The organism is Sphingopyxis bauzanensis (assembly GCF_002205675.1).
In the GTDB taxonomy this organism is placed as follows: domain Bacteria; phylum Pseudomonadota; class Alphaproteobacteria; order Sphingomonadales; family Sphingomonadaceae; genus Sphingopyxis; species Sphingopyxis bauzanensis.
This window is the reverse complement of record NZ_NISK01000007.1, coordinates 16976-37566: the sequence shown is the minus strand read 5'-3', so window position 1 is coordinate 37566 and position 20591 is coordinate 16976. Positions and strand designations below refer to the sequence as shown.

The 20591-nt window shown below is 58.2% G+C and carries 18 protein-coding genes; 8 read left to right on the top strand and 10 right to left on the bottom strand.

What is annotated here, in order from left to right; all coding sequences use genetic code 11:
* Positions 1 to 35: 35 nt before the first annotated feature.
* The 8 genes from CDQ92_RS19655 to CDQ92_RS19620 all read left to right on the top strand — a co-directional run bounded on the left by CDQ92_RS19655 (position 36) and on the right by CDQ92_RS19620 (position 9480).
* Entirely contained in the window at positions 36 to 1178 is a 1143-nt protein-coding gene (locus CDQ92_RS19655; protein WP_037557602.1) for an NAD(P)H-dependent flavin oxidoreductase, read from the top strand.
* A 124-nt stretch (positions 1179 to 1302) separates the two neighbouring features.
* A complete protein-coding gene (locus tag CDQ92_RS19650) occupies positions 1303 to 2394 on the top strand; it encodes a thiolase C-terminal domain-containing protein (RefSeq protein WP_229667585.1) in 1092 nt (363 codons plus the stop codon).
* Positions 2391 to 2852, top strand: coding sequence for a Zn-ribbon domain-containing OB-fold protein (locus CDQ92_RS19645; protein ID WP_088443972.1), 462 nt, complete (start codon positions 2391 to 2393; stop codon positions 2850 to 2852). Before CDQ92_RS19650 ends, CDQ92_RS19645 begins: the two co-directional genes overlap by 4 nt.
* 7 nt (positions 2853 to 2859) lie before the next feature.
* A complete protein-coding gene (locus tag CDQ92_RS19640; protein ID WP_088443971.1) occupies positions 2860 to 4110 on the top strand; it encodes an acyl-CoA dehydrogenase family protein in 1251 nt (416 codons plus the stop codon).
* Positions 4110 to 5201: an acyl-CoA dehydrogenase family protein gene (locus CDQ92_RS19635; protein ID WP_088443970.1), complete on the top strand. Its 1092-nt coding sequence runs from the start codon at positions 4110 to 4112 to the stop codon at positions 5199 to 5201. The genes CDQ92_RS19640 and CDQ92_RS19635 overlap by 1 nt, the downstream gene beginning before the upstream one ends.
* A 24-nt stretch (positions 5202 to 5225) precedes the next feature.
* Positions 5226 to 6872 carry an acyl-CoA synthetase gene (locus CDQ92_RS19630; protein WP_237246137.1) on the top strand — a complete coding sequence of 549 codons (1647 nt, stop codon included), beginning with the start codon at positions 5226 to 5228 and terminating at the stop codon, positions 6870 to 6872.
* Positions 6869 to 8506, top strand: coding sequence for a flavin-containing monooxygenase (locus CDQ92_RS19625; protein WP_088443968.1), 1638 nt, complete (start codon positions 6869 to 6871; stop codon positions 8504 to 8506). Before CDQ92_RS19630 ends, CDQ92_RS19625 begins: the two co-directional genes overlap by 4 nt.
* Positions 8503 to 9480: an alpha/beta fold hydrolase gene (locus CDQ92_RS19620; RefSeq protein ID WP_037557592.1), complete on the top strand. Its 978-nt coding sequence runs from the start codon at positions 8503 to 8505 to the stop codon at positions 9478 to 9480. The genes CDQ92_RS19625 and CDQ92_RS19620 overlap by 4 nt, the downstream gene beginning before the upstream one ends.
* Positions 9481 to 9574: 94 nt before the next feature.
* Here the strand turns inward: CDQ92_RS19620 and CDQ92_RS19615 are convergent, their stop codons facing one another.
* The 10 genes from CDQ92_RS19615 to CDQ92_RS19570 form a co-directional block, all read right to left on the bottom strand.
* Positions 9575 to 10282 (bottom strand): TetR/AcrR family transcriptional regulator, encoded by a 708-nt coding sequence (locus tag CDQ92_RS19615; protein ID WP_144035840.1) that lies wholly within the window; start codon positions 10280 to 10282, stop codon positions 9575 to 9577.
* Between the two features lie 75 nt (positions 10283 to 10357).
* The gene (locus CDQ92_RS19610; RefSeq protein ID WP_088443967.1) at positions 10358 to 11503 is read right to left on the bottom strand and encodes a thiolase family protein; all 1146 of its coding nucleotides are present in this window, start codon (positions 11501 to 11503) and stop codon (positions 10358 to 10360) included.
* Positions 11500 to 11913 carry a Zn-ribbon domain-containing OB-fold protein gene (locus tag CDQ92_RS19605; protein ID WP_088443966.1) on the bottom strand — a complete coding sequence of 138 codons (414 nt, stop codon included), beginning with the start codon at positions 11911 to 11913 and terminating at the stop codon, positions 11500 to 11502. The genes CDQ92_RS19610 and CDQ92_RS19605 overlap by 4 nt, the downstream gene beginning before the upstream one ends.
* A gap of 30 nt (positions 11914 to 11943) precedes the next feature.
* Positions 11944 to 12174, bottom strand: coding sequence for a biotin/lipoyl-containing protein (locus tag CDQ92_RS19600; RefSeq protein WP_088443965.1), 231 nt, complete (start codon positions 12172 to 12174; stop codon positions 11944 to 11946).
* On the bottom strand, positions 12171 to 13172 hold the full coding sequence (locus tag CDQ92_RS19595; protein WP_088443964.1) for an alpha-ketoacid dehydrogenase subunit beta: 1002 nt from the start codon (positions 13170 to 13172) through the stop codon (positions 12171 to 12173). The genes CDQ92_RS19600 and CDQ92_RS19595 overlap by 4 nt, the downstream gene beginning before the upstream one ends.
* On the bottom strand, positions 13169 to 14161 hold the full coding sequence (locus tag CDQ92_RS19590; protein WP_088443963.1) for a thiamine pyrophosphate-dependent dehydrogenase E1 component subunit alpha: 993 nt from the start codon (positions 14159 to 14161) through the stop codon (positions 13169 to 13171). The genes CDQ92_RS19595 and CDQ92_RS19590 overlap by 4 nt, the downstream gene beginning before the upstream one ends.
* Before the next feature lie 52 nt (positions 14162 to 14213).
* Positions 14214 to 15752 carry an aromatic ring-hydroxylating oxygenase subunit alpha gene (locus CDQ92_RS19585; protein ID WP_088443961.1) on the bottom strand — a complete coding sequence of 513 codons (1539 nt, stop codon included), beginning with the start codon at positions 15750 to 15752 and terminating at the stop codon, positions 14214 to 14216.
* Between the two features lie 43 nt (positions 15753 to 15795).
* On the bottom strand, positions 15796 to 18174 hold the full coding sequence (locus tag CDQ92_RS19580; protein WP_158213909.1) for a TonB-dependent receptor: 2379 nt from the start codon (positions 18172 to 18174) through the stop codon (positions 15796 to 15798).
* 19 nt (positions 18175 to 18193) lie between these two features.
* Complete coding sequence (locus CDQ92_RS19575) at positions 18194 to 19840, bottom strand: AMP-binding protein (RefSeq protein ID WP_201792078.1); 1647 nt, start codon at positions 19838 to 19840, stop codon at positions 18194 to 18196.
* Positions 19837 to 20568, bottom strand: coding sequence for an SDR family NAD(P)-dependent oxidoreductase (locus CDQ92_RS19570; RefSeq protein ID WP_229667586.1), 732 nt, complete (start codon positions 20566 to 20568; stop codon positions 19837 to 19839). The genes CDQ92_RS19575 and CDQ92_RS19570 overlap by 4 nt, the downstream gene beginning before the upstream one ends.
* Between the last annotated feature and the right edge of the window lie 23 nt (positions 20569 to 20591).

Below are 20591 nucleotides of genomic sequence, written 5' to 3'. Positions count from 1 at the left end.
CGTCTGATCGGGCGCGGAACGGAGAGGGTAGGATAATGGCGCTGAAGAGCCCTGTTTGCAAAATTCTCGGGATCGAATATCCGATTCTTCTGGCTGGAATGGGCGGGGCGAGCGTGCCTGCACTCGCTGCCGCGGTGTCGAACGCAGGCGGACTTGGTGTTCTCGGCGCTGCCGCATGCTCGCCCGACCAGTTACGTAGCTGGATCAGGCAAACCCGCGAGATGACCGACATGCCTTTTGGGGTCGATACCTTGCTGCCGGCGTCTGTCAGGCGCGGTTCGGCGCCGGAGAGCGGAGGTGTAGCAGAAAACCCCCTGGCTTTGCTCGGCGAATATCAGGAGTTCACCCGCGAATTCATGGAGCGCGAGCATTTGCCCGCAGTGGACGCCGCCACGGCGATGCGCGCGGCGGGCGCCCCGGACATGGGCAAGGGCGGACTGCAGCTGTTCTCGCGGGAGTTCTTCGAAGCGCAGATGGAAGTAATCATCGAAGAAAAAGTGCCGGTCTATGCCGCAGGCCTTGGCAATCCCGAACCGTGGATGGAACGCCTTCATGCCAATGGCACTAAGGTCATGGCGGTGATCGGAAAGGTCAAGCACGCCCTGCAGGTAGTGGAATCGGGTATCGACCTGATCGTCGCGCAGGGTCACGACGGCGGCGGCCACAACTCTCCTGTCGGAACCTTCTCGCTGATTCCGCAAGTGGTTGATGCAGTCGGCGATCGTGTTCCCGTAATCGGTGCGGGAGGAATAGCCGATGGTCGCGGAGTCGCCGCAGCGATGATGCTCGGCGCCCAGGGGGCGTGGATCGGATCGGCGTTCCTCGCAACCGACGAAGCAGGTATCGAACAATTTCAGAAAGAAGCCATCACCGAAAGCGGCGATGCCGATACGGTGGTCAGCCGATCGCTAACGGGCAAGCCTGCCCGGATGATTCGGAACAAATGGGCCGATGCTTGGGTGGCGGCCGGCAAAGAGCCGCTTCCGATGCCTTATCAGTCGATGGTTTCGGGGCCTGTCATGGCGTCTGGCATCAAGGCCGCACGCAAGGACATCATGCCCGGCTTCGCAGGCCAGGGGATTGGTCTGATCGATGCGATCCGCCCAGCGGCAGTCGTGATGCGCGACCTTATAGAGGGCGCGGAGAGAGCATTGGCCGGCGCCGGAACTCATTTCTGACCGGCGAGCGAGACAGGGACGCGGCATGAATCTTTCATCCACCCTTTCCTTTGCCGACAAGGCAGCAATCACCGGGGTCGGCCAGACCGATTTCGTCAAGGGCACCGAGCGGACTGCAGTGGAAATGATGCTCACCGCCTCGCGCCGGGCCATCGCGGATGCTGGACTGAAACCCTCCGATATCGACGGCATGGTGCCGCCGCCAATCTATACGACGTCGGAGGAGATGGCCGCCAATCTGGGCATTGATGTGCTGCGCTATGCGGCAACCGTGCACATGGGCGGCGCCAGCCCGACAACGGCACTACAGAATGCCGCCATGGCGATCGCCTGTGGTCTATGCGATCATGTGCTCGTGACACTGGGCTGGAACGGCTATTCCGCTCTCAGACCTAAGCCGGGCGCCCCGCCCACCCGGCCGATGAACATGAACACCCTGACCAATACGATCCAAGGCTACTACAGCCCCTACGGCGTATTCTTGCCGGTGCAGATGTACGCCTGGCTGGCGACCCGTCACTCGAAGCTCTACGGCGTTGGCGAAGATGCGATGGCGGCCGTGGCGCTCGCCTGCCGCCGTCATGCGCAATTGAATCCACGCGCCTTTACCTATGGCCGCGAACTCGACGCGGAAACCTATTATTCGGCGCGCTGGATATCTGAGCCGTTTCGCCTCTACGATTGCTGCCTCGAGACCGATGGCGCCTGTGCTGTCGTCCTCTCGCGCATGGACCGTGCCAAAGACATGCCGCATGTGCCCGTCAGCATCGCCGGCGCGGCCGAAGGCCATCCCTATCCCGCCGACGACATCCCTTCCCGCCCCGACCCCTTCAAGATCGGCCTCAGCGATGCCGCCCCGCGCGCATTCGATATGGCGGGCGTCACGCGCGACGACATGGACTTCCTCCAGATCTACGATTGTTTCACCTATATCGTTCTGCTGCAGCTCGAAGCGCTCGGATATTGCGAGCCTGGCGCGCAGGCCGAATTTGTCGCCAATGGCCAGATCGAGCTGGGCGGGCGCTTACCGATCAACACCCATGGCGGCTTGCTTAGCGAGGCGCATGTCTGGGGTCTCAACCATGTTGTGGAAGCAGTACGACAGCTGCGCCATGACTGCGGCGAGCGTCAAGTGATCGGAGCCCAGACCGGCCTTGTGACAGGCTGGGGAGACCTTGGCGATGGCAGCATCGCGATCCTCAGGAGGTTTGCATGAGCGACGAGCATGATGTGCCTCCCAAGGCGCGGCCCTCCGCGCAGGCAACGCCGGCCAAGCCGCGGCCGCGGCCGCAGGACCCGATCGAACAGGAGTTCTGGAGGCTGTGCCAGGACGGTCAACTCTATTTCCAGCGTTGCGGAAGTTGCGGCATCTTTCGCCACCTGCCTCGCTACATGTGTGCACGATGCGGCTCGCCAGACTATTCCTGGGAACCCAGCAGCGGCAAGGGCACGCTTTTTTCCTGGACCGTGACCCATCAGGCGCTGCACCCCGCTTTTGCCGCCGACGTCCCGTTCGTGGCTGCCGTGGTGGAACTTGAGGAAGGCGTGCGCATGGCCACGCGCCTCGTGGATTGCGAGCGTGACAGACTCGCACTCGATCTGCCGGTCGAACTCGATTTCGAAATGATCGGGGGGGACTTTCGCCTTCCTGTTTTTCGTCCGCGTGAAGGGTAGAGACGACATGGATCTCGACTACGGCCCCCAATATGACGCCTTCCGCGCGGAGATCCGCGCCTTTATCGATGCGCACAGACATTTGGCGCCACCCTCCGCCATCCGGTTCTCCCGGCCCTCAGCCGAAGCTATCCGATGGCAAAAGCTATTGATCGAGCACGGCTATACGGCGCGCACGATACCGGCCGAATATGGCGGCTACGGAGCGGCGCCGGATATACTCAAATTGCGCATTATCGCGGAAGAGTTTTCGCGAGCTCGGCTTCCGAGCGGCTTGGCGAACCAGGGCATCTCAATGCTCGTCCCGACTTTGCTCGAGTTGGGCACCGATGAACAGAAGCGGCGGTGGATCGCAGCAACGCTGACGGGCGAAGTCGTGTGGTGCCAAGGATATTCCGAACCCGGTGCGGGATCGGACCTCGCCAACCTCAAGACCAGCGCGCGCATCGAAAATGGAGAATTCGTTATAAATGGCCAGAAAATCTGGACCAGCACCGCGAAGCAAGCCGACATGATCTTTTGCCTTGTGAGGACCGAACTCGAGGCCTCGAAGCATAGCGGTATCTCTTATCTGATTTTCTCGATGGACATACCGGGGATCGAGGTACGCCCCTTGAAGACGATGACCGGTCACGCCGAGTTCAACGAGACATTCTTTACTAATGTGCGGGTTCCGGTGGACCAGATCGTCGGCCAGCGAGGACAGGGCTGGTTCGTCGCGAACGCAACGCTTGGCCACGAGCGCGGAATGCTGGGCGATCCCGACGCACTCGAGAACCGGCTGCAGGCATTGATTGGCCTGATGCAGCAGGAATCCATCGGCGAAGGTCGGGCGATCGACAATGCGGTCCTGCGCGACCGGCTGGTGGCGCTCCAGGCCGAAGTGACGGCGATGAAATGTAATGGAATGCGCATTCTATCGAACAGCCTCAAGGGCGAGCCTGGCGGCATGGCGAAGCTGATCGTCAAACTGCAGAGTTGCGAGGTCGCGCATCAGATCTCTGCGCTGGCGATCGACGCGATGGGCGAGATGGGCATTTTGTATCACCGCAGCCCGCGGGAACGAGACGGAGGGGCTTGGCAATGGAACTATATGTTCCAACTCGGCCTCATAATAGGTGGCGGCACCGCGCAGATCCAGAAGAACATCATCGCCGAACGTGGCCTCGAGATGCCGCGCGAGCCGAAGCTGGCGCGGATTTCCGACGAAGCGAAGGGAGCTGCAGGCATGCAGACCGACAGGCAGGGAGCGGCGTGATGGACTTCGGCCTTTCGCAGGATCAGCAGATACTGCGCGACGCGGTTGCGCGGTGTCTTGCCGATACCTCCCCGCTTGAGCATGTCCGCGAATGTGCCGGGCGCGACAACCCGTTAAGTGACACTATTTTCGGAGCCCTCCACGATCTGGCGGTCCCAGCCATGCTTGTCCCCGAAGAGCATGGTGGCCTAGGCATGACCCTTCTCGACGCTGCGGTCGTGGCGGAACAACTCGCCTATGCGGTCACACCAGCGCCATTTCTAGCCAGCGTAGTTCTCGCCCCGATCGCGCTGAGCGAGGCAGGAACTAACAAGCAAAAGTGCCAATGGCTTCCGAAGATCGCGCGTGGCGAGGCCCGTATCGGAGTCGCGATTTCCGCGACGGTCCAGGCGCGCGACGGCGCGGGAGTTCAATTCGCCGAAGGGAAGCTTAGCGGCACCGCCCTGTTCTGCCTCGATTTCGAAGGCGCGGACGCGTATCTCGTAGCGGACGCCGGTGGCAGGCTGCACCTCGTCCCAGCCCTAGCATCGGGACTCAAGGCGACCCGCCTCACCACCATCGATCGCACGCGCAGCGTGGGAGAATTGTCCTTTGCGGCTGTCGAGACCGATCCGCTTGCCGACGACGGCGGCACAGCATCGGCTCGGCTGCGCGATGCTGGCCGCGTGATCCTTGCCGCCGACAGCTTGGGCGCAGGGCAGGCCATGATTGAAAAGGCGGTCGATTATGCTGGTCAGCGAGAGCAGTTCGGCCGCCCTATCGGCAGCTTCCAGGCGGTAAAGCACATGTGCGCCGAAATGGCCGCACGCCATGAACCGTGCCGCGCGCTGGTCTGGTACGCCGCCCATGTCTTCGATGCGCTGCCGGAGGATGCATCTCTCGCGGCTTGCCATGCGAAATCCCTCACGGGCGACGTCCACCGATTTGTCGCCCGCACCGCCACTGAAGTGCATGGCGGGATGGGGTTCACCGATCTGCTCGGCCTGCACTACTGGTTCAAACGGATCGGCTTCGATCGGCAGGTCTTGGGTGGCCCCGAAGCGGTGCGAGCCGAGGCAGCGGCTCTGCAGGGTTGGACGAGAGCAGCCTGATAGTACTGGGAGTCGTGCGCCCCGATGCTGCGGCCCCGTCCAGAGAGGAGAATCAATGTGATCGACTGGAATCTCGGGGATATTCTCGACGCGATCGAGCCCGTCATGCCCGAAGATGCGCCGGCTCTGATACATGGAGACCGGATCGTCACCTGGCCCGAGATGTCGGCGCGCTCGAACAATATCGCCCGCGGGTTGCGCCAACGCGGCATCCGCGATGGCGCGAAGGTCGCCTTCTATATGCGCAACCGACCCGAATATGGCGAGTTGATGGCGGCCTGCTTCAAGGGGCGTTTGACGCATGTGAACATCAATTACCGTTATCGGGCCGAAGAGGTGTTTTATATCTTCGACGATTCCGACAGCGAGGTCATCGTTTACAGTTCGGAATTCCGCGACACTATCGTCGAACTCAACGACCGGCTTAGGAAGGTTCGCACCTTCGTCGAAATTGGCGAGCTGTCTTCAATCGCGCGCTTTGCGATCCACTATGAGACTCTCGCGCAAGAGGGGGACGGATCGGCGCTCGGCATTACACGCTCGCCCGCCGATCTGCTTTTCATCTATACGGGTGGTACGACCGGAATGCCCAAGGGCGTGATGTGGCGTCATGATGACATGCGCAAGGCCCAACTCGACGCACAGAAGTTGCTCGGCCCCGTTCCAGAGACACTCGAAGAGAATGTCGCGCTGATCGCCCGCGAAGGCCCGGGCAGGCGTACGCTTTCCTCTTGCCCGCTGATGCACGGAACGGGCTTTATCACTGCGATCGGCACGCTGATGTCTGGCGGCGCGGTAGTTACATTGGAGGCATGGTCTTTCGATGCCGAGGAACTGTGGGATACGGTGGAAAGGCACAAGGTGGAAGGCATAGCGATCGTGGGCGACGCCTTTGCCAAGCCAATGCTTTCCGCGCTCGACGACCACCCTGGCCGCTGGGATACCAGCAGCCTCGTTACAATCCTCTCTTCCGGTGTGATGTGGAGCAAGGAGGTCAAGTCCGGCCTGTGCCGGCATATTCCGCAAATCGTACTGATGGACAGTTTTGGCGCATCCGAAGGCCTCGGCTTCGGCCTTGCCGTCACCACTGCGGAGGGCGGCACGAACACCGCGAAATTTGGGATCGGCGAGTTCTGCGATGTTTTCGACGAAACCGACCAGAAAGTCGAACCGGGGAGCGGCGTGCCGGGATTTATCGCCCGGAAGGGTGCGATCCCCATAGGCTATTACAAGGACCCCGAGAAATCCGCGAAGACGTTTCGCACGATCGATGGGGTGCGCTATTCCATTCCGGGCGACTGGTGTCGGGTAGAAGCCGATGGCAGCCTTACCTTGCTCGGCCGCGGAAGCGTCTGCATCAACACGGCGGGAGAGAAAGTTTATCCCGAGGAGGTCGAGGAAGTGCTCAAGACCCATCCCGCCATCGGGGACGCGCTGGTCCTAGGCGTGCCGGATGATAAATGGGGCCAAGCCGTAACCGCGATCGTCCACCTCAACGACCACGCCCAGTTCGACGAACAAGCGGTCAAAACCCATGTGCGCGCACATTTGGCGGGATACAAAACCCCCAAGACCATAATTCCGACAGACATCCCCATGCGAGCCTCGAACGGCAAGGCCGATTATGCAACGGCAAAAGCGATTGCCGAACGATCGAATGTCGCGACGTGAGATCGACTGGCTCTCCCGATTACGATGCCGTGATCGTCGGTGCAGGCTTCAGCGGCATCTATCTGCTGCACAAATTGCGTGACGCCGGGTTCAAGGTGCTGCTGGTAGATGCGGCCGCCCAGCCCGGCGGCATTTGGTACTGGAATTGCTATCCCGGTGCCCGCGTGGACTCGCAGGTACCGCTCTATGAGTTTTCGATACCCGAGGTTTGGAAATCATGGGCCTGGAGCGAGCGCTTTCCCGGATGGAAGGAGCTCAGAGCCTATTTCCGGCATGTTTGCGATACGCTGGGCCTTTGGCCGCTTATGCGGATGGGATCGAGGGTCGAAAGCGCAAGGTTCGATGAAGAGGGACGACGGTGGCGCCTGCAGCTTGAGGGCGGGGAAGGAATATCGACACACTTCCTTCTGCCCGCTTTGGGATTCGCATCGAAGCCGTATATTCCCGATATGCCAGGAATCGCGGCGTTCGAAGGCGATTGGTGTCACACGGCGCGATGGCCGCAACAGGGTATCGATCTTTCGGGCCGCCGGATCGCCGTCATCGGCACTGGTGCGAGCGGAGTGCAGATCGCGCAGGAGGCCGCCAAATGTGCAGAAAAGCTGACCTTGTTTCAGAGGACTCCTATTCTGGGCCTGCCCATGCGCCAGGAACGGCTTACCGAAGACATTCAGCAGCGTGATAAGCAGGGCTATCCCGCCATTTTTGTTCGGCGCAAGCGAACGAACGGGGGATTCGAATGCCAGTCGCTTGACATCTCCGCGCTCGATGTAGACGCCACGACGCGCAACAACCATTTCGAGACCCTGTGGCGGCAGGGCGGCCTCAAATTCTGGTACAACAACTTTGCCGACATACTGACCAATCGCGAAGCGAACCGCTACGCCTATGAGTTCTGGCGCAAAAAGGTTCTCGCGCGGATCATCGACCCCGTTATGGCTGAGAAACTTGCGCCTGCGGAGCCGCCGCATCCTTTCGGCACGAAAAGACCCTCGCTCGAACAGGGATATTATGAAATTTTCGAGCAGGATAATGTCGCGCTGGTCGATCTGAAGGCAAACGCGATCATCCGTATCGAGCCCCAGGCCATCAAGATGGAAGACGGTGAGGTCGAATGCGATCTGATCATTTTTGCGACCGGCTTCGATGCCGGGCGTGGCGGGTTGATCGACATGAACATCACCGGGAGGGAGGGGCTTCCCCTTTGGCAGGCGTGGGAAGACGGTCTGCGCGCCTATCTCGGCATGGCGGTATCGGGTTTTCCCAACATGCTGTTCGCTTATGGTCCTCTCAGCCCGTCGGGTTTCGCCAATGGCCCGACAAGCGCGGAAATACAAGGCGACTGGATTTGCGATTTCATGGTCTGGTTGCGTAGGAGGGACATCGATCTTTTCGAGGGCAAACCGGCTGCCGAAACTGGCTGGACTGAAATGGTTGCCGCGGCTGGCGCGATGACGCTCTTTCCCGAGGCGGCCTCATGGTACATGGGCGCGAATATTCCGGGAAAGAAGCGCCAGCTCATCAATTTTCCGAGCGTGTCTAGCTATGCCGCGCTCTGCGACGAAGAGGCGGCCGGCAGCTATGCTGGCTTCGCTTTCGAAAAACTCACACGCAAGGACGGCCCAACAATATGAACGAGGCGGTAAAGATTGAAGATTGCCCCGAGGACATCGACGCTCTCTGGGCGGGCGATGGTTCGCATCTGCCCGAATGGTTCGTTTCCGCTCTCAGGGTGCCGCGCGAGGAAGGCTATGTAGAGATCGAGGGTGCCAAAGCGCATTACTTTCGCTGGGGCGACCGGGCGAAACCCAAGGTATTGATGACGCACGGTTTTCTCTCGCATGCCCGCTGCTTTTCCTTCATCGCGCCGTTTCTGGCCGAAGATTATGATGTGGTAGCCTTCGATCTTGCCGGCATGGGCGACAGCGAAATGCGCGGGCACGCCGACCCCTTGGCCAGGGGGCGCGAGTTCGGCGAAATTGCCGAAGCGCTTGGACTGTTTGCGGATGGCCACAAACCCACGATCATTGCCCACAGTTTCGGTTCTGGCGCAGCTTTGACGGCCGTCACCCAATCGCCCGATACCTTCTCCGGCATTGTGGTTTGCGACCTGATGGTCATGCGACCTGCGCTCTTGCAAGCGTATTGGAATCTCCGCCGCGCCAGCCCCGGATCCGGCGACCCGGACAAAGCCAAAAGTCGCTATCCCAGCTACGACGCGGCGCGCAGTCGATACGTCCTTTCCCCACCCCAGCCTGTCGGTGAGCCATTTCTTTTGGACTATATGGCCTTTCATTCTCTGCGGCGTGACGGGGAGGGTTGGACGTGGAAATTCTCTCCCGAAGTGTTCCGGAGGAGCAACCGGCCCGACGAGTGGCTCACCATCGGCGAGCGCCTAGTGAACGCGCCGGGCCGCAAGGCTATCGTTCACGGCGAGGAGAGCCAGCTCTTCAACCGGGATTCCGTGGCATATGTTCGTGAACTGGGGGGAGGAGCCATTCCGATCATTGCCGTGCCTCAAGCCCGCCACCATCTGATGCTCGACCAGCCGCTGGCGTTCGTAACCGCGTTGAGGAGCCTTCTGCGCCTTTGGGAAGCGCCGACTTGAGCGACGTCTGGCGCGATTTAATGGTTGCATCCGACCGAAATGGCGATGCTTGAAACGCCGGCCCATTACGGCATCTAGCGCACACCATTGCAGTCTACTTTGGCACGTCAATCGGGCGAATAATTGGGTTCTCGAACTTAGGTAGCTCGCCTGTAGCGACCATTTTTGTAAGAATGGAATTTGCTGTTTCTCTGACTTCTCCTCGCGTTGCCGCCAACGCACTGAAGAGAATGATTTCGACGAAGTGAAAAAGGTAATCCGAATCTTTCACACTGCTCGTCGCCCATTCAAGTATGAGACCATATTCCATGTTTGCCATGTGGCGGGTCAGATGATCGATATTCACCCAATCGTGAAGCCCACCCTTGGCACGAACATCTTCCAACCACTCTCGCGTGTTGCCAACCGCCATTTCCTGTAGCAACGAGCGCAAGTATGGATTTGTACTAGGCGAGAAGTAGATTGTGGCCACTGCCTGTGCGTAATTGCGCGCCTTCAGATTTCCTCGATTGAGCACTATGGCGCGATCCAACAAACCCTCAAGCGTTCTGTCTGAAGTCCTGAATTGGACATTTTGTCGAACCGCATCGTACACCTCTCGAATGGCGCAACCGATCAAGCGATCACGATCGCCAAAGGCATTATAGAGAGTCTTGGGCGCGACGTTCGCCCTCTTGCTGATCTCGCGCATGCTGAAGCCTTCCAACCCCTCCTCATTGACGAGCTTCCGAACTTCATAAAGGATCCGCTGACGCCGTTCAGCCATCGTGACGCTATCATATGTTGTTTTTACTTTTAGCACCTATTATTGTTCCCAATATTTATCATCTCCAAGATTAGAACAAACCCTTAAAATGCAGCTGTGCTTCTTAGTAAATTAAACTTTTTCTAAGATCGCAACTGCAGCAAGTCCTGGAGCCCCATATACTTGCGAATAAGCAAGTCTGGCGTTTTCGACCTGCCTGTTTTCGGCATTCCCGCGTAACTGCAGAACATTTTCATAAACCTGACGCAAGCCGGACGCGCCAATCGGTTCCCCACAGGCAATACACCCACCGTCCGTATTGATTGGCAGTTGCCCGCCAAGAGCGGTTCGTCCGTCGGCAAGCCATTGTTCCTGATCGCCATCACGGCAGAAGCCGTTTTCCGCCATATGCATGATTTCTGCGCCGCTTTCGGTATCCTGTAACTGGGCTACATCAATGTCTTTCGGACCGAGACCCGCCTTATCAAAGGCGGCGCGAGCTGCAAGCATTGTCGGCGTTTCGCCCCTCTCGACAGAAAGAGAAGGAGAAAACACTTCAAAACTGTTTTCTGGCCTTGTCTTCATCGCTGCCGACCTCAACCTGACCTGCGTCCGCCCCAATGCGCGAGCCTTTTTCTCGGAAGCAAGTATCAGCGCCACGCCGCCCTCCGAGGGGCTGCAGAACATATATTGTGTTAGAGGATCGCTTATCATGCGGGAAGCCAGGATTGCGCCTTGGTCCATCGCCGCACGCCGCCAGGCGTGGGGAGTGCGCGAACCGTTCTCGAATGCCTTGGACGCGACCCGGGCGAGCGTCCGAGCCGAAATGCCATGATCGTGCATATAGCGCTGAATCTTCAGGGCGAAGAACTGGGTCGTCAACATAAGGCCGGTATCGCCGTACCATTGTGGGAGCCCATATTTCTCTGGATCGGGATTGAAGGAGCCGCGAGGATGCTTATCAAACCCTACCGCCAAAGCCGTGTCAAACTCACCGGCCTTGATCGCCCAGTACGCAGACAGCACGGCAGAACCACCGGTTGCGCAGCCATTCGCTACATTTATGAACTGAATTCCCGTGAGACCCATTCGCGGCATCAAGGCATCGGCATTCCCCGAAGCTGACGATCCCCCGAATGCTGCTTCGACATCCGACCACTCCAGTCCGCAGTCGTTCAACGCCAACTTTGTGGCATCGACACCTAGATCGAGACCAGATTTGCCGTCGTGTCGACCGAACGGATGAATTCCAGCGCCGATGACATAAACTTCGCTCATGAATTGTTGTCCTGCTCGCTCGAGGCAAACGCATATGTCATCATCTCTCCGCCATCGGCCTTGGCCAGGGAAATCGCAACACAATCCATCGGCATTCCAATTCTAAGGCTCTCGGGATCGGCAACGAGCCGACCTTCAATCATGATTTCATCCCCGAGGCGGACGTACCCCACCCCATACGGCTCATAGTCGTCGGGATTGGTCACGCCTACATAGGGCGGGTTCTTCGGCGGAATACGTTGTATGGTAAACGTCCATAAAGTCCCGCTTTGCGGAAGCTCGATCCGTTCGTATGCCCCCTCGCCCTCTCCATCTGGATATGGAAAGACAATCTGTCCATTGGTGCGGTTCTTCCCGGCGACAATGCGAGCCTTCCCGGCCTGGTCGACAACAAATACCTCGTCACGCATTTCGGGTCTTCTCCACTTTCCCAACGGGCTTCAGGAAATACGAGCAATGAGAGTGCCCACCTCATATTCAGTATCGACCAAGCCGATTATCTCAATCTGTCCGTCGGCCGGGGCTTCCACCTCAGTGGTCGATTTGTCTGTCTCGACCGTATAAAGTGGCATGCCAGCACTGACCTGCGCACCATCTTCAACGCACCATTCCAAAAGGGTTGCAGTTTCCATGCTCATCCCAAGCTTTGGTATGCGAACTTCTATAGTCATGAGTTAATTGCCTTATCTGTTGTTGCGTGTGCCGCACGAACAATGTCATCGACACTATAGAGGAATGCTGTCTCCAGTGGCTTCGCAAAGGGAACCGGAGAGGGATAGGACGCGACCCGCTGAACTGGCGCTAGTAGATCAGAGAACAGTTCTTCGTGAATGCGAGCGGAAATCTCGGCTCCGGCCCCGAAAGGACGCACTGCTTCGTGGACGATTACAGCGCGCTTTGTCTTGGCGACAGAGGCGAAAACCGCCTGTTCATCCCACGGGGCTATGGTGCGCAAGTCAATGACTTCGGCGGCGATACCTTCATCAGCCAACAGGCTGGCCGCCTTCAGGCTATCGCCTACACCGCGTCCGTAAGTAACAAGAGTGACGTCCCTTCCCTCGCGCGCAATCGCTGCCTTGCCCAGCGGCACGCGATAACCAGCCTCTGGGGCGGGGCCTGTCATTCCGTAGTGTGTGATATTCTCGATCAGGATAACGGGATCTTCATCGTCAATCGCAGAGCGAAGCAGGCCATAGGCATCCGCCGGATTCGAGGCGGTCGCAATCTTCAGGCCGGGAACATGAGCAAACCAGGCTTCCAGCATATCGGAATGCTGACCTCCGAAACCAACACCAGCCCCGGTCGTCGTTCGGACAACCAGCGGCACATTGGTCTGGCCGCCCGACATGAAGCGCAGCTTCGCGGCGTGATTGACCAGCTGGTCCATCGCGACCGTGATGAAATTCATCAGCATGATCTCGGCCACCGGACGCATGCCAATAATCGCCGCACCCACTGCCGCACCCAGGATGGCCTGTTCAGAAATGGGAGTCGAACGAACGCGACTGGTTCCGTATTTGCTCGAAAGGCCCTTGCTAACCTTGAACACGCCGCCGCCCTGCTCGTCGGCAACATCCTCGCCAAGGATCATGACATTTCCGTCGTCCGCCATCGCATCATCGAGCGCAGCATTGAGAGCCTGGCCGAAGCTGATAGTTTTTCCGCTCATGCTGCCTGCTCCGTTTCGTAGATGTCGAACCTGATCTCGTCCGGATCCGGCGGATCACTTTTCAGTGCGAACGCCACGGCATCTTCGATTTCGGCGTCCACCTCCTGTTCGATCTGCGCGAGATCGGATTCGGTGACCTGTCTCTCGCTGATCCTTTGGCGAAGGCGCATCATGCTGGCCCGCTCTTCGGCAGCCTTGAGCTCTTCCTTGGGAATGTAACTGTAATCAGCGCCGAAGATATGACCCTGCAAGCGGTACGTATGTGCTTCGACCAGGGTAGGGCCGTCTCCAGCACGGGCACGAGCAACCGCTGCGGCCATTGTTTGATACATCATTTCGGGATCGAGACCGTCGCACGACACGCCGGGCATTCCGTAACCCGCAGCCCTTTCGGCGATGCTCGTCACTGAAGTACCTGCCGCGAGCGTCGTATGCTCGGCGTATTGGTTGTTCTGGCAGAGGAAAACAACCGGCAGTTTCCAAACCGACGCCATGTTGAGCGCTTCGTGGAACGCGCCGATATTGCTGGCCCCGTCACCGAAACTCGCCACCGCTACCCGGTTCTCGCCTCTAATTTGCGCGGCCATTGCCAGGCCATTGGCGATCGGAATGCCCGACCCGACGATTCCTGTCGTCACCATTACCCCGGTCGGGGGATAAGTGATATGCATCGGTCCGCCCTTGCCCTTGCAGGTCCCGGTGCGTTTTCCGGCAAACTCGGCCCATAGCAAGCGTGATGGAATCCCCTTGGCCAGGGAATCGTGAAGGCCGCGATAGGTTGTCACCAGATAGTCTTCGGGCTGCAATGCAGACATCGCAGCGGCTGCGGTGACCTCCTGTCCACGAACAGGGTAGTATGCAACTGCCAATTCACCATTTGTCAGCATCGCCCGAAATCGTTGGTCCGTGCGGTTGATGAGATACGCTTTGCGATAAATCGATCTCGCCAACTCAGGCGTGAAGGCGTGGGAGGAATCTGATTTGTTCATACATTGACCTTGAAAAACGTTTCTCTGTGGGCACCAACGATCCTGCGCAGGACTATTGATCGAGCCAATCGTCCAAAGTGGCCTGAAAATGCCGGATCTTGGCTTCCTGATATTCCGCCAGCATGATCTTGCCCCCAGGAACACTGCGCAACCCCAGCTGTACTGCCGGCAGGTTCAAATTATCCTGATTGAACACCTTCGCCAACGAACCGAGTTCGGGAGCCTCCATGTAGTCGTCATTCAGGCCGAGCCAATGGATCGAAGCCGGCTTCGGCCGGTCTTGTCCTTTGGGAACCGGAAGCATGAACATGATTTCGTGGATGCATTGTTCCGGATTATCGCCATCTGGTCGGAACCTGTAGAAGATTGGATTGTAGCACCCCCACGGACTGATGTTCGGAAAGATGCTGTAATATATTGAATCGACCAATTCGGCGTCACACACCCCATCGATCTCGTCCCCCATCAGCGGTCGCAATTGCTCCCGCTTGGCAGCAGCGCGCCTCGCACGGGCTTCGACCACCGGCAAGGCGCCGAAAGCATGGCTTGCCGCTTCCATATCGGGGGTCAACCTGCCCGCGAACCAGTTGCAAATGTGAGGGTCCGCATTCTTCAACTCGCCCTCCAGCGGCTCTGCCTGTGCATTGAACACCCCGACCCGGCCATCCGCCTTTGTCAAACGTATGCGGCCCTCACTGAGGCGCTCATAGAGATCACCAGTTATGGGGTGACGGTAGACGGTAAAGGGCGTGGTATCGTCAAACGGCTCGCCCGCAAGTTCGGCCTCGATATGCGGACTGGCTATGCCTTGCGCGGAGATGGCGCGTGAAAGCACCCCGAAAGCGTCGTACTGCGAGTTGGCATCCCCCATCTCATACAGCAGAGTAGGATGCGTCGCGATCACGTGATAGGATTCCATGAAGGCTTCCTGTGCAATTTTCCAATTGCAGGGCAGCTTTTTGGCGACGTGCACGGCCTTGTAGCGACGTTCGAAGGGAAGGGTTGTCCAGTGTTCGTCAATGTCCCCCAGGAACTCCTTGAGGGGCTGCGCGTCCGGGTCTGGGTTGATGAACACGAACCCACCCCAGCGGCCGGTTTTCACCTTGGGAAGTGAGTGCGTTTCTTCGGTGACGTTTGGGAAATCCCAGTGGCATGGAACCTCTTTGAGTGTCCCATCAAGTTTCCATGACCAACCGTGGAAAGGGCATCGGAAATTGGTGAGCCCCTTTTTGGGGCAATCCAGCAGGCGGCGCCCCCTGTGGCGGCAGGCGTTGGGATAGGCGGAGAATTCATCTTCTCCCGTCTTCACCACAACAAAAGAAAGCGACGCGATGTCATAGACCAATGCATCCCCAACCTCGGGAATTTCGTCTTCGTGACAAGCCAATTGCCACACGCGCCGCCAGAGTTTTTCGACTTCCAGATCGTGGAATTCGCGACTGTAATATCGCTCAACATCGATAGATAGAGGAGTATGATCCAGCGCCGATTCCTTCTTCAGCGACGCAGGTACGCTTTTCGAATCAGTCTTGAGGAGTTCCTGATAGGATAATCCTCTTGATCGATTTGTTCCGGTCAGCGTTTCTACCATGATCGAGACTCCTCTATCCACAATGACATCAAAATTAAGAGACTCAGTACTTAACGGCGAACTCTACGAAGACCTGCCGGCCCCTGTTCTGTGTGAGTGCCAAGTCGTCACCCACTCCGGCTTGCCGGAACGGTCGGCCAGATGCCTGATTGACGTAGATCTTGTCGGTCAGGTTGTTTCCAACCAAGGAAAGGCGCCAACGATCATTCGACGAACTGATCGTAACATTGGCATCCAATGTGACGTAGTCTTTCTGAACATAGTCATTCAAGGTCGTTGCATCGGCAAAATAGGAACCGCTGTAGTTAGCCAAACCGAACACACTGAAGTCGAGGCTATCAGAGATCGGGATCTCCCAGTCGAAAGACAGATTGCCTGACCACTTGGGCGCTCTTGGTGCAGCCCTGCCTTTGAGGTCGATTCCGGCATTGCTGATGAAGGTCTCGGTAAATTCGGCATCAGTATAAGCGACTGCCGCACTAAGGGTCAGGCCATCTGTCGGCGCTTTCCAGCGGAGCTCAAGGTCGCCGCCGCGTGATCGCAGTTGGCCAGCATTGCTTGTGCTATATTGGATGGCGACTGGATCGAAACTTTGTATCTGCAAGCCCGAGAAGGTGTAGTTGAACAGCGACATGTTCAATCGCACTTTGTTCTGAGCCAGTGAACTTTTCAATCCGACCTCAAAACCTTCGGCCGTCTCGGAAGCGAAGATGAGCGAGGAATAGTCGCCCGAAGCAACGATGGCACTCAACCCGCTTGAGGGCAAGGCGCTATTGTCGATTCCGCCTGACTTGAAACCCTTCTTGTAGGAAGCATAGACTTGGGCATCGTCGGAAAGCTTGTATTTCACCGATACTTCTGGTGAGAAATTATCGTCCTGGAAGCGGATCTGCGGTGATTGGAAACCGCTTCTGATGAAGTTGAACTGCGGCCCGGACAATATGGCGTGAACGTAAGGCACCTCGATCCGGTTCGTCTTTTCCTCCTTGGTATAACGCAGGCCGGCGGACAACTCGATGTTTTCCGTAGGTTCCACCAGCACGTTCCCGAAGACTGAATATGCGTCAGTCTTGGTGTAATGCTGGCGGCGCCAGTCAAATGTCGAACCCGTGATGGGGTCGGCCGCCAGAAATGAAATGTTGACTGCATTCTGCGCTGCTTCGAACAGGATGTCGCGGCGCTCGTAGAAACCGCCGACCAGCCAGTTGACCGGTCCTTCATTGTCACTGGCGAAGCGAATTTCCTGGCTGAACTGCTTATTCCGGTTGCGATTGAGATCGGTACCGATCCCGGACGTGCCGCCATAAGCGTAGAAATCCTGACCGCGCGATTGGAAGTCGAAATATCCGGTCACCAGGGTCAGCGACAGATTATCCCGCAGCGCTATGTCCGCTTTTGCGCGGATCAGGAACGTATCCGTATCGTTGAACGGAACCCCGCCGTTATTATCCATGCCCGGAGGTGCCTTGCGGCCCAAGGGAACCGCGGAATCGGGCAGCCAGAAAACATTGTCGAACGAGTTGCAATCGTACCCGGCCGGAATGACCACAGCCCCGCCCAGCACAAAGAGGTTGTCGGCTACGCCGTTCGGCCCACAGAAAACCTGCGTGTGCCGGATCTCGCCGTTGTTATTATGACCGACATAATTCGCTTTGAGATTGAGAGTGAAGTCTGCGCTCGGCTTCCATTCGAGCGTGCCGCGCAGATTGATGTTCTTCTCGCCGCGATGCGGATGGACAACATTTGGTGCCGCATTGAAATAAAGATCGTCAATCTTGTTATAGCGGCCAGCGATGCGGAAACCCAGAGTGTCGCTGATCGGTCCGGAAACGTATCCTTCGACAGTATAGCCCTTCTCTTCGAATTCGTAGGACCCGCGCAGTGATGCTTCGAGTGACGACGTAGGACCGGCAGACCGGATCGAAACCACGCCAGCAGTAGCGCTCTTGCCGAAATACAACGACTGCGGCCCCTTCAGAATGTCGATCTGGGCGACGTCGAAAAACCCAGACTGGACCAGGCGCATGGAACTGACCACAATGCCATCGAAATCGAGCGCAACTGCACTGTCGAACGCCGCAGACACATTCGAGGATCCGATCCCACGAAGACTCAGCTGGCCACCCGAACCCGAACCGCCCACCGCGATATTCAATGTGGGCACGCGCGCCGCAAGTGCTTCCGGTTTGGTGATCTGCGACTTCTCGAGTTCGTCACCACCAATGGATGCGATGGTAATCGGGACATCCTGGAGCGCTTCGTCACGCCGACGGGCAGTAACTACGATCTCATCGCTCTCGGCAGGATCCGCAGTCTCCGCAACCTGTTCACTGGCGTTCTGGGCAAAGGCCGGCGCATAAAATCCACTCCAGGCAAGAGCAGCAATTGCGCAACCCGACAAAAAGTTGTGATTATTGTTCATAAGTTCTCTCCCCAAATATTTATATAATTTCACGAATTCTCTCACGCAGAACATTTTTCTGAATCTTGCCAGAAGCAGTCATTGGAAATTTGCTGATTACTTCGATTCTGGCTGGTGCTTTTTGAGGGGCAAGGCCTTGTTGCCGCACAAATTGGCTGAGTTCGCCGACGCTTGGCGCCGGACAATCGGCCTGCAGAACGAGAAAGGCACAGACACCTTCTCCCAGCCTTGGATCAGGCATCGAGACCACCGCAGCCTCCTGAATGGCAGGATGAAGACTCAGGACATCCTCGATCTCTTTCGCGCTGAGGTTTTCGCCACCCCTGATGATGAGATCTTTCAACCGCCCGCTGACGACAATGCTGCCTTCTGGCCCAGCGCGAACGAGATCGCCGGTATGAAAATAGCCATTCCCGTCGACCGCCTTCATCGTTTCCTGCCAATCGGTGTACCCAAGGAACATCGACGGCCCCCGCGCGAGGATTTCTCCCTCTTCGCCAGGTGCGACATCGCGGCCGTCTGCATCGACGATGCGCACGTCGTAATTGTAGATCCGGCCGTCGGTTTCGGCGGCCAGATTTGCATGTTCGGGCCGCAGGTATCCTTGTGTGACGAGCGGCACCTCAGTGCTTCCAAAGACCCGGAAGCAGCGACAATTATCAAGCGTCTCATGAGCCCGGACGATCAGCTGGGGAGACACCTCCGCGCCACCGCAGGCAAATTGACGCAGGCTCGGCAGGCCGGTGCCGCGCGCTTCCGCTTCGTCCAGAAGCTCCTTGAGAAAAGGGGTTGCGCCAACCGTCAGGGTGGCCCCTGTGCGATTGATGAAATCAATGGCCGCTGCCTTATCCCAGCGTGACATGAGAGCAGTCTTGATCGGGGAATTGAATGCCTGCTCGAGCGACGAATAGCCCGTCACATGAGTAACCGGCGACGCCATCAGGGTGATGTCGCCTTCCCCCACTCCTCGCGCCTCGCGGGAATTGGCCGCAGAACGCCTCAGCGTATTATGGCTGTGCAGAACCCCTTTGGGAATTCCCGTGGTGCCGGAGGTATACATCAAGAGCTTGACGTGACTAGGATCGACCTCCGCAGCTTCAAATTGTTCGGGATTCCCTTTCTCGATAAGCTCAGCGTAGCTCAGGGTTGCGCTCTCGCTTTCGCCCGGCCTCACCGTCACGATGTGCTCCAGCGAAGGGGTCATTGCCGCAATGCGCGCCGCCATGGCGAGATAGTCGAAGCTCCCCGTACCGCCCGGCGTGAACAGCAGGCGCGAGCCAGCGTCCTTCAGAATGAAGCCCACCTCGCGATCGCGGTAAATCGGAATGATCGGGTTGATGACCAGGCCGAGGGCGCAGCAAGCTAGGTTGATGATCGCCATCTCCCGCCAGTTCGGCAGGTTGGCGCTGACCACGTCACCCTTGCGCAGGCTCAGTTCCGTCAGCGAGGCAGCAAGCGTAATCGCCTCCTCGCATCCCTGACGGTAAGTCAACTCGGAACCGTCGTCGAACCAGATAGCGACGCCGTCGGGGTCTGACTGAGCAAAGGCCACGGCATCCTGCCAAGTGGTGCGGTTTTCCCACACGCCCGTTTTGGCCAGATCTTTCATCTCGTCCTGGCTGCGCCACAACCGCCAGCCTGAAGGATCGAGGACACCTTCCCTCACAGGGTCGAACCTCCATCGATCACAAGTTCGAGGCCCGTGACCCAAGCCGAGAGGTCTGAGGCGAGATAGAGAACGCCATTCGCAATATCGAGCGGCAAACCCACCCGCCCCAAGGGGTTTGCGGCATTTAGCTTGAGCAGCGCCGCTTCCGCATCGCCGGTAAGCGCGGCGAAATCGTCAAGCATTCGGGTATGCACCCCGCCTGGGTGCACCGAATTGCAACGTATCCGGTCACGGGCAGCGTGGAGTGCCACCGATTTGGTCAAAGCCCGCACGGCGGCCTTCGATGCGGAATAGGCAGCCAGTTCGGCTGCGGGGCGCAGGGCCTGAATCGAGCTGAGATTGATAATCGAACCGCCTTCGCCAGATTGGCGCATCAGCGGCAGCGCGGTTCGGCACCCGAGAAACACGCTCTCGACATTGATGGTCTGAACGCGCCGCCACAAAGCCAGATCGCTTTGTTCAATGTTCCCGGCCGGGCTGATCCCGGCATTATTGACGAGAATGTCCAGGCGACCATGCTGGTCACGAATTTCCTGGATCGTGTCTTCCCATTGGGATTGCACCGTGACGTCGAGATTGCGGTATGAGCCACCCTGCACCGAAGCGGCCGCCTCGGGACCGAGTTCTGGTTCGACATCGGTGAAAACCACCTGCGCGCCGCTTTGCGCAAGCCGGCAAGCGATTTCGAGGCCAATGCCCCGTGCCGCGCCGGTGACGACCGCCACTTTGCCGTCTAGCGAAAATTCGT

What these genes read in the sequence shown, in the direction of transcription:
- CDQ92_RS19605 (WP_088443966.1), bottom strand. Translation starts at nt 11,913, where the DNA reads ATGCGTGACGAGGTATTTGTTGTCGACCAGGCCGGGAAGGCTCGCATT.
- CDQ92_RS19600 (WP_088443965.1), bottom strand. Translation starts at nt 12,174, where the DNA reads ATGACTATAGAAGTTCGCATACCAAAGCTTGGGATGAGCATGGAAACT.
- CDQ92_RS19620 (WP_037557592.1), top strand. Translation starts at nt 8,503, where the DNA reads ATGAACGAGGCGGTAAAGATTGAAGATTGCCCCGAGGACATCGACGCT.
- CDQ92_RS19635 (WP_088443970.1), top strand. Translation starts at nt 4,110, where the DNA reads ATGGACTTCGGCCTTTCGCAGGATCAGCAGATACTGCGCGACGCGGTT.
- CDQ92_RS19610 (WP_088443967.1), bottom strand. Translation starts at nt 11,503, where the DNA reads ATGAGCGAAGTTTATGTCATCGGCGCTGGAATTCATCCGTTCGGTCGA.
- CDQ92_RS19645 (WP_088443972.1), top strand. Translation starts at nt 2,391, where the DNA reads ATGAGCGACGAGCATGATGTGCCTCCCAAGGCGCGGCCCTCCGCGCAG.
- CDQ92_RS19640 (WP_088443971.1), top strand. Translation starts at nt 2,860, where the DNA reads ATGGATCTCGACTACGGCCCCCAATATGACGCCTTCCGCGCGGAGATC.
- CDQ92_RS19585 (WP_088443961.1), bottom strand. Translation starts at nt 15,752, where the DNA reads ATGGTAGAAACGCTGACCGGAACAAATCGATCAAGAGGATTATCCTAT.
- CDQ92_RS19580 (WP_158213909.1), bottom strand. Translation starts at nt 18,174, where the DNA reads ATGAACAATAATCACAACTTTTTGTCGGGTTGCGCAATTGCTGCTCTT.
- CDQ92_RS19650 (WP_229667585.1), top strand. Translation starts at nt 1,303, where the DNA reads ATGATGCTCACCGCCTCGCGCCGGGCCATCGCGGATGCTGGACTGAAA.
- CDQ92_RS19655 (WP_037557602.1), top strand. Translation starts at nt 36, where the DNA reads ATGGCGCTGAAGAGCCCTGTTTGCAAAATTCTCGGGATCGAATATCCG.
- CDQ92_RS19590 (WP_088443963.1), bottom strand. Translation starts at nt 14,161, where the DNA reads ATGAACAAATCAGATTCCTCCCACGCCTTCACGCCTGAGTTGGCGAGA.
- CDQ92_RS19595 (WP_088443964.1), bottom strand. Translation starts at nt 13,172, where the DNA reads ATGAGCGGAAAAACTATCAGCTTCGGCCAGGCTCTCAATGCTGCGCTC.
- CDQ92_RS19630 (WP_237246137.1), top strand. Translation starts at nt 5,226, where the DNA reads ATGCTGCGGCCCCGTCCAGAGAGGAGAATCAATGTGATCGACTGGAAT.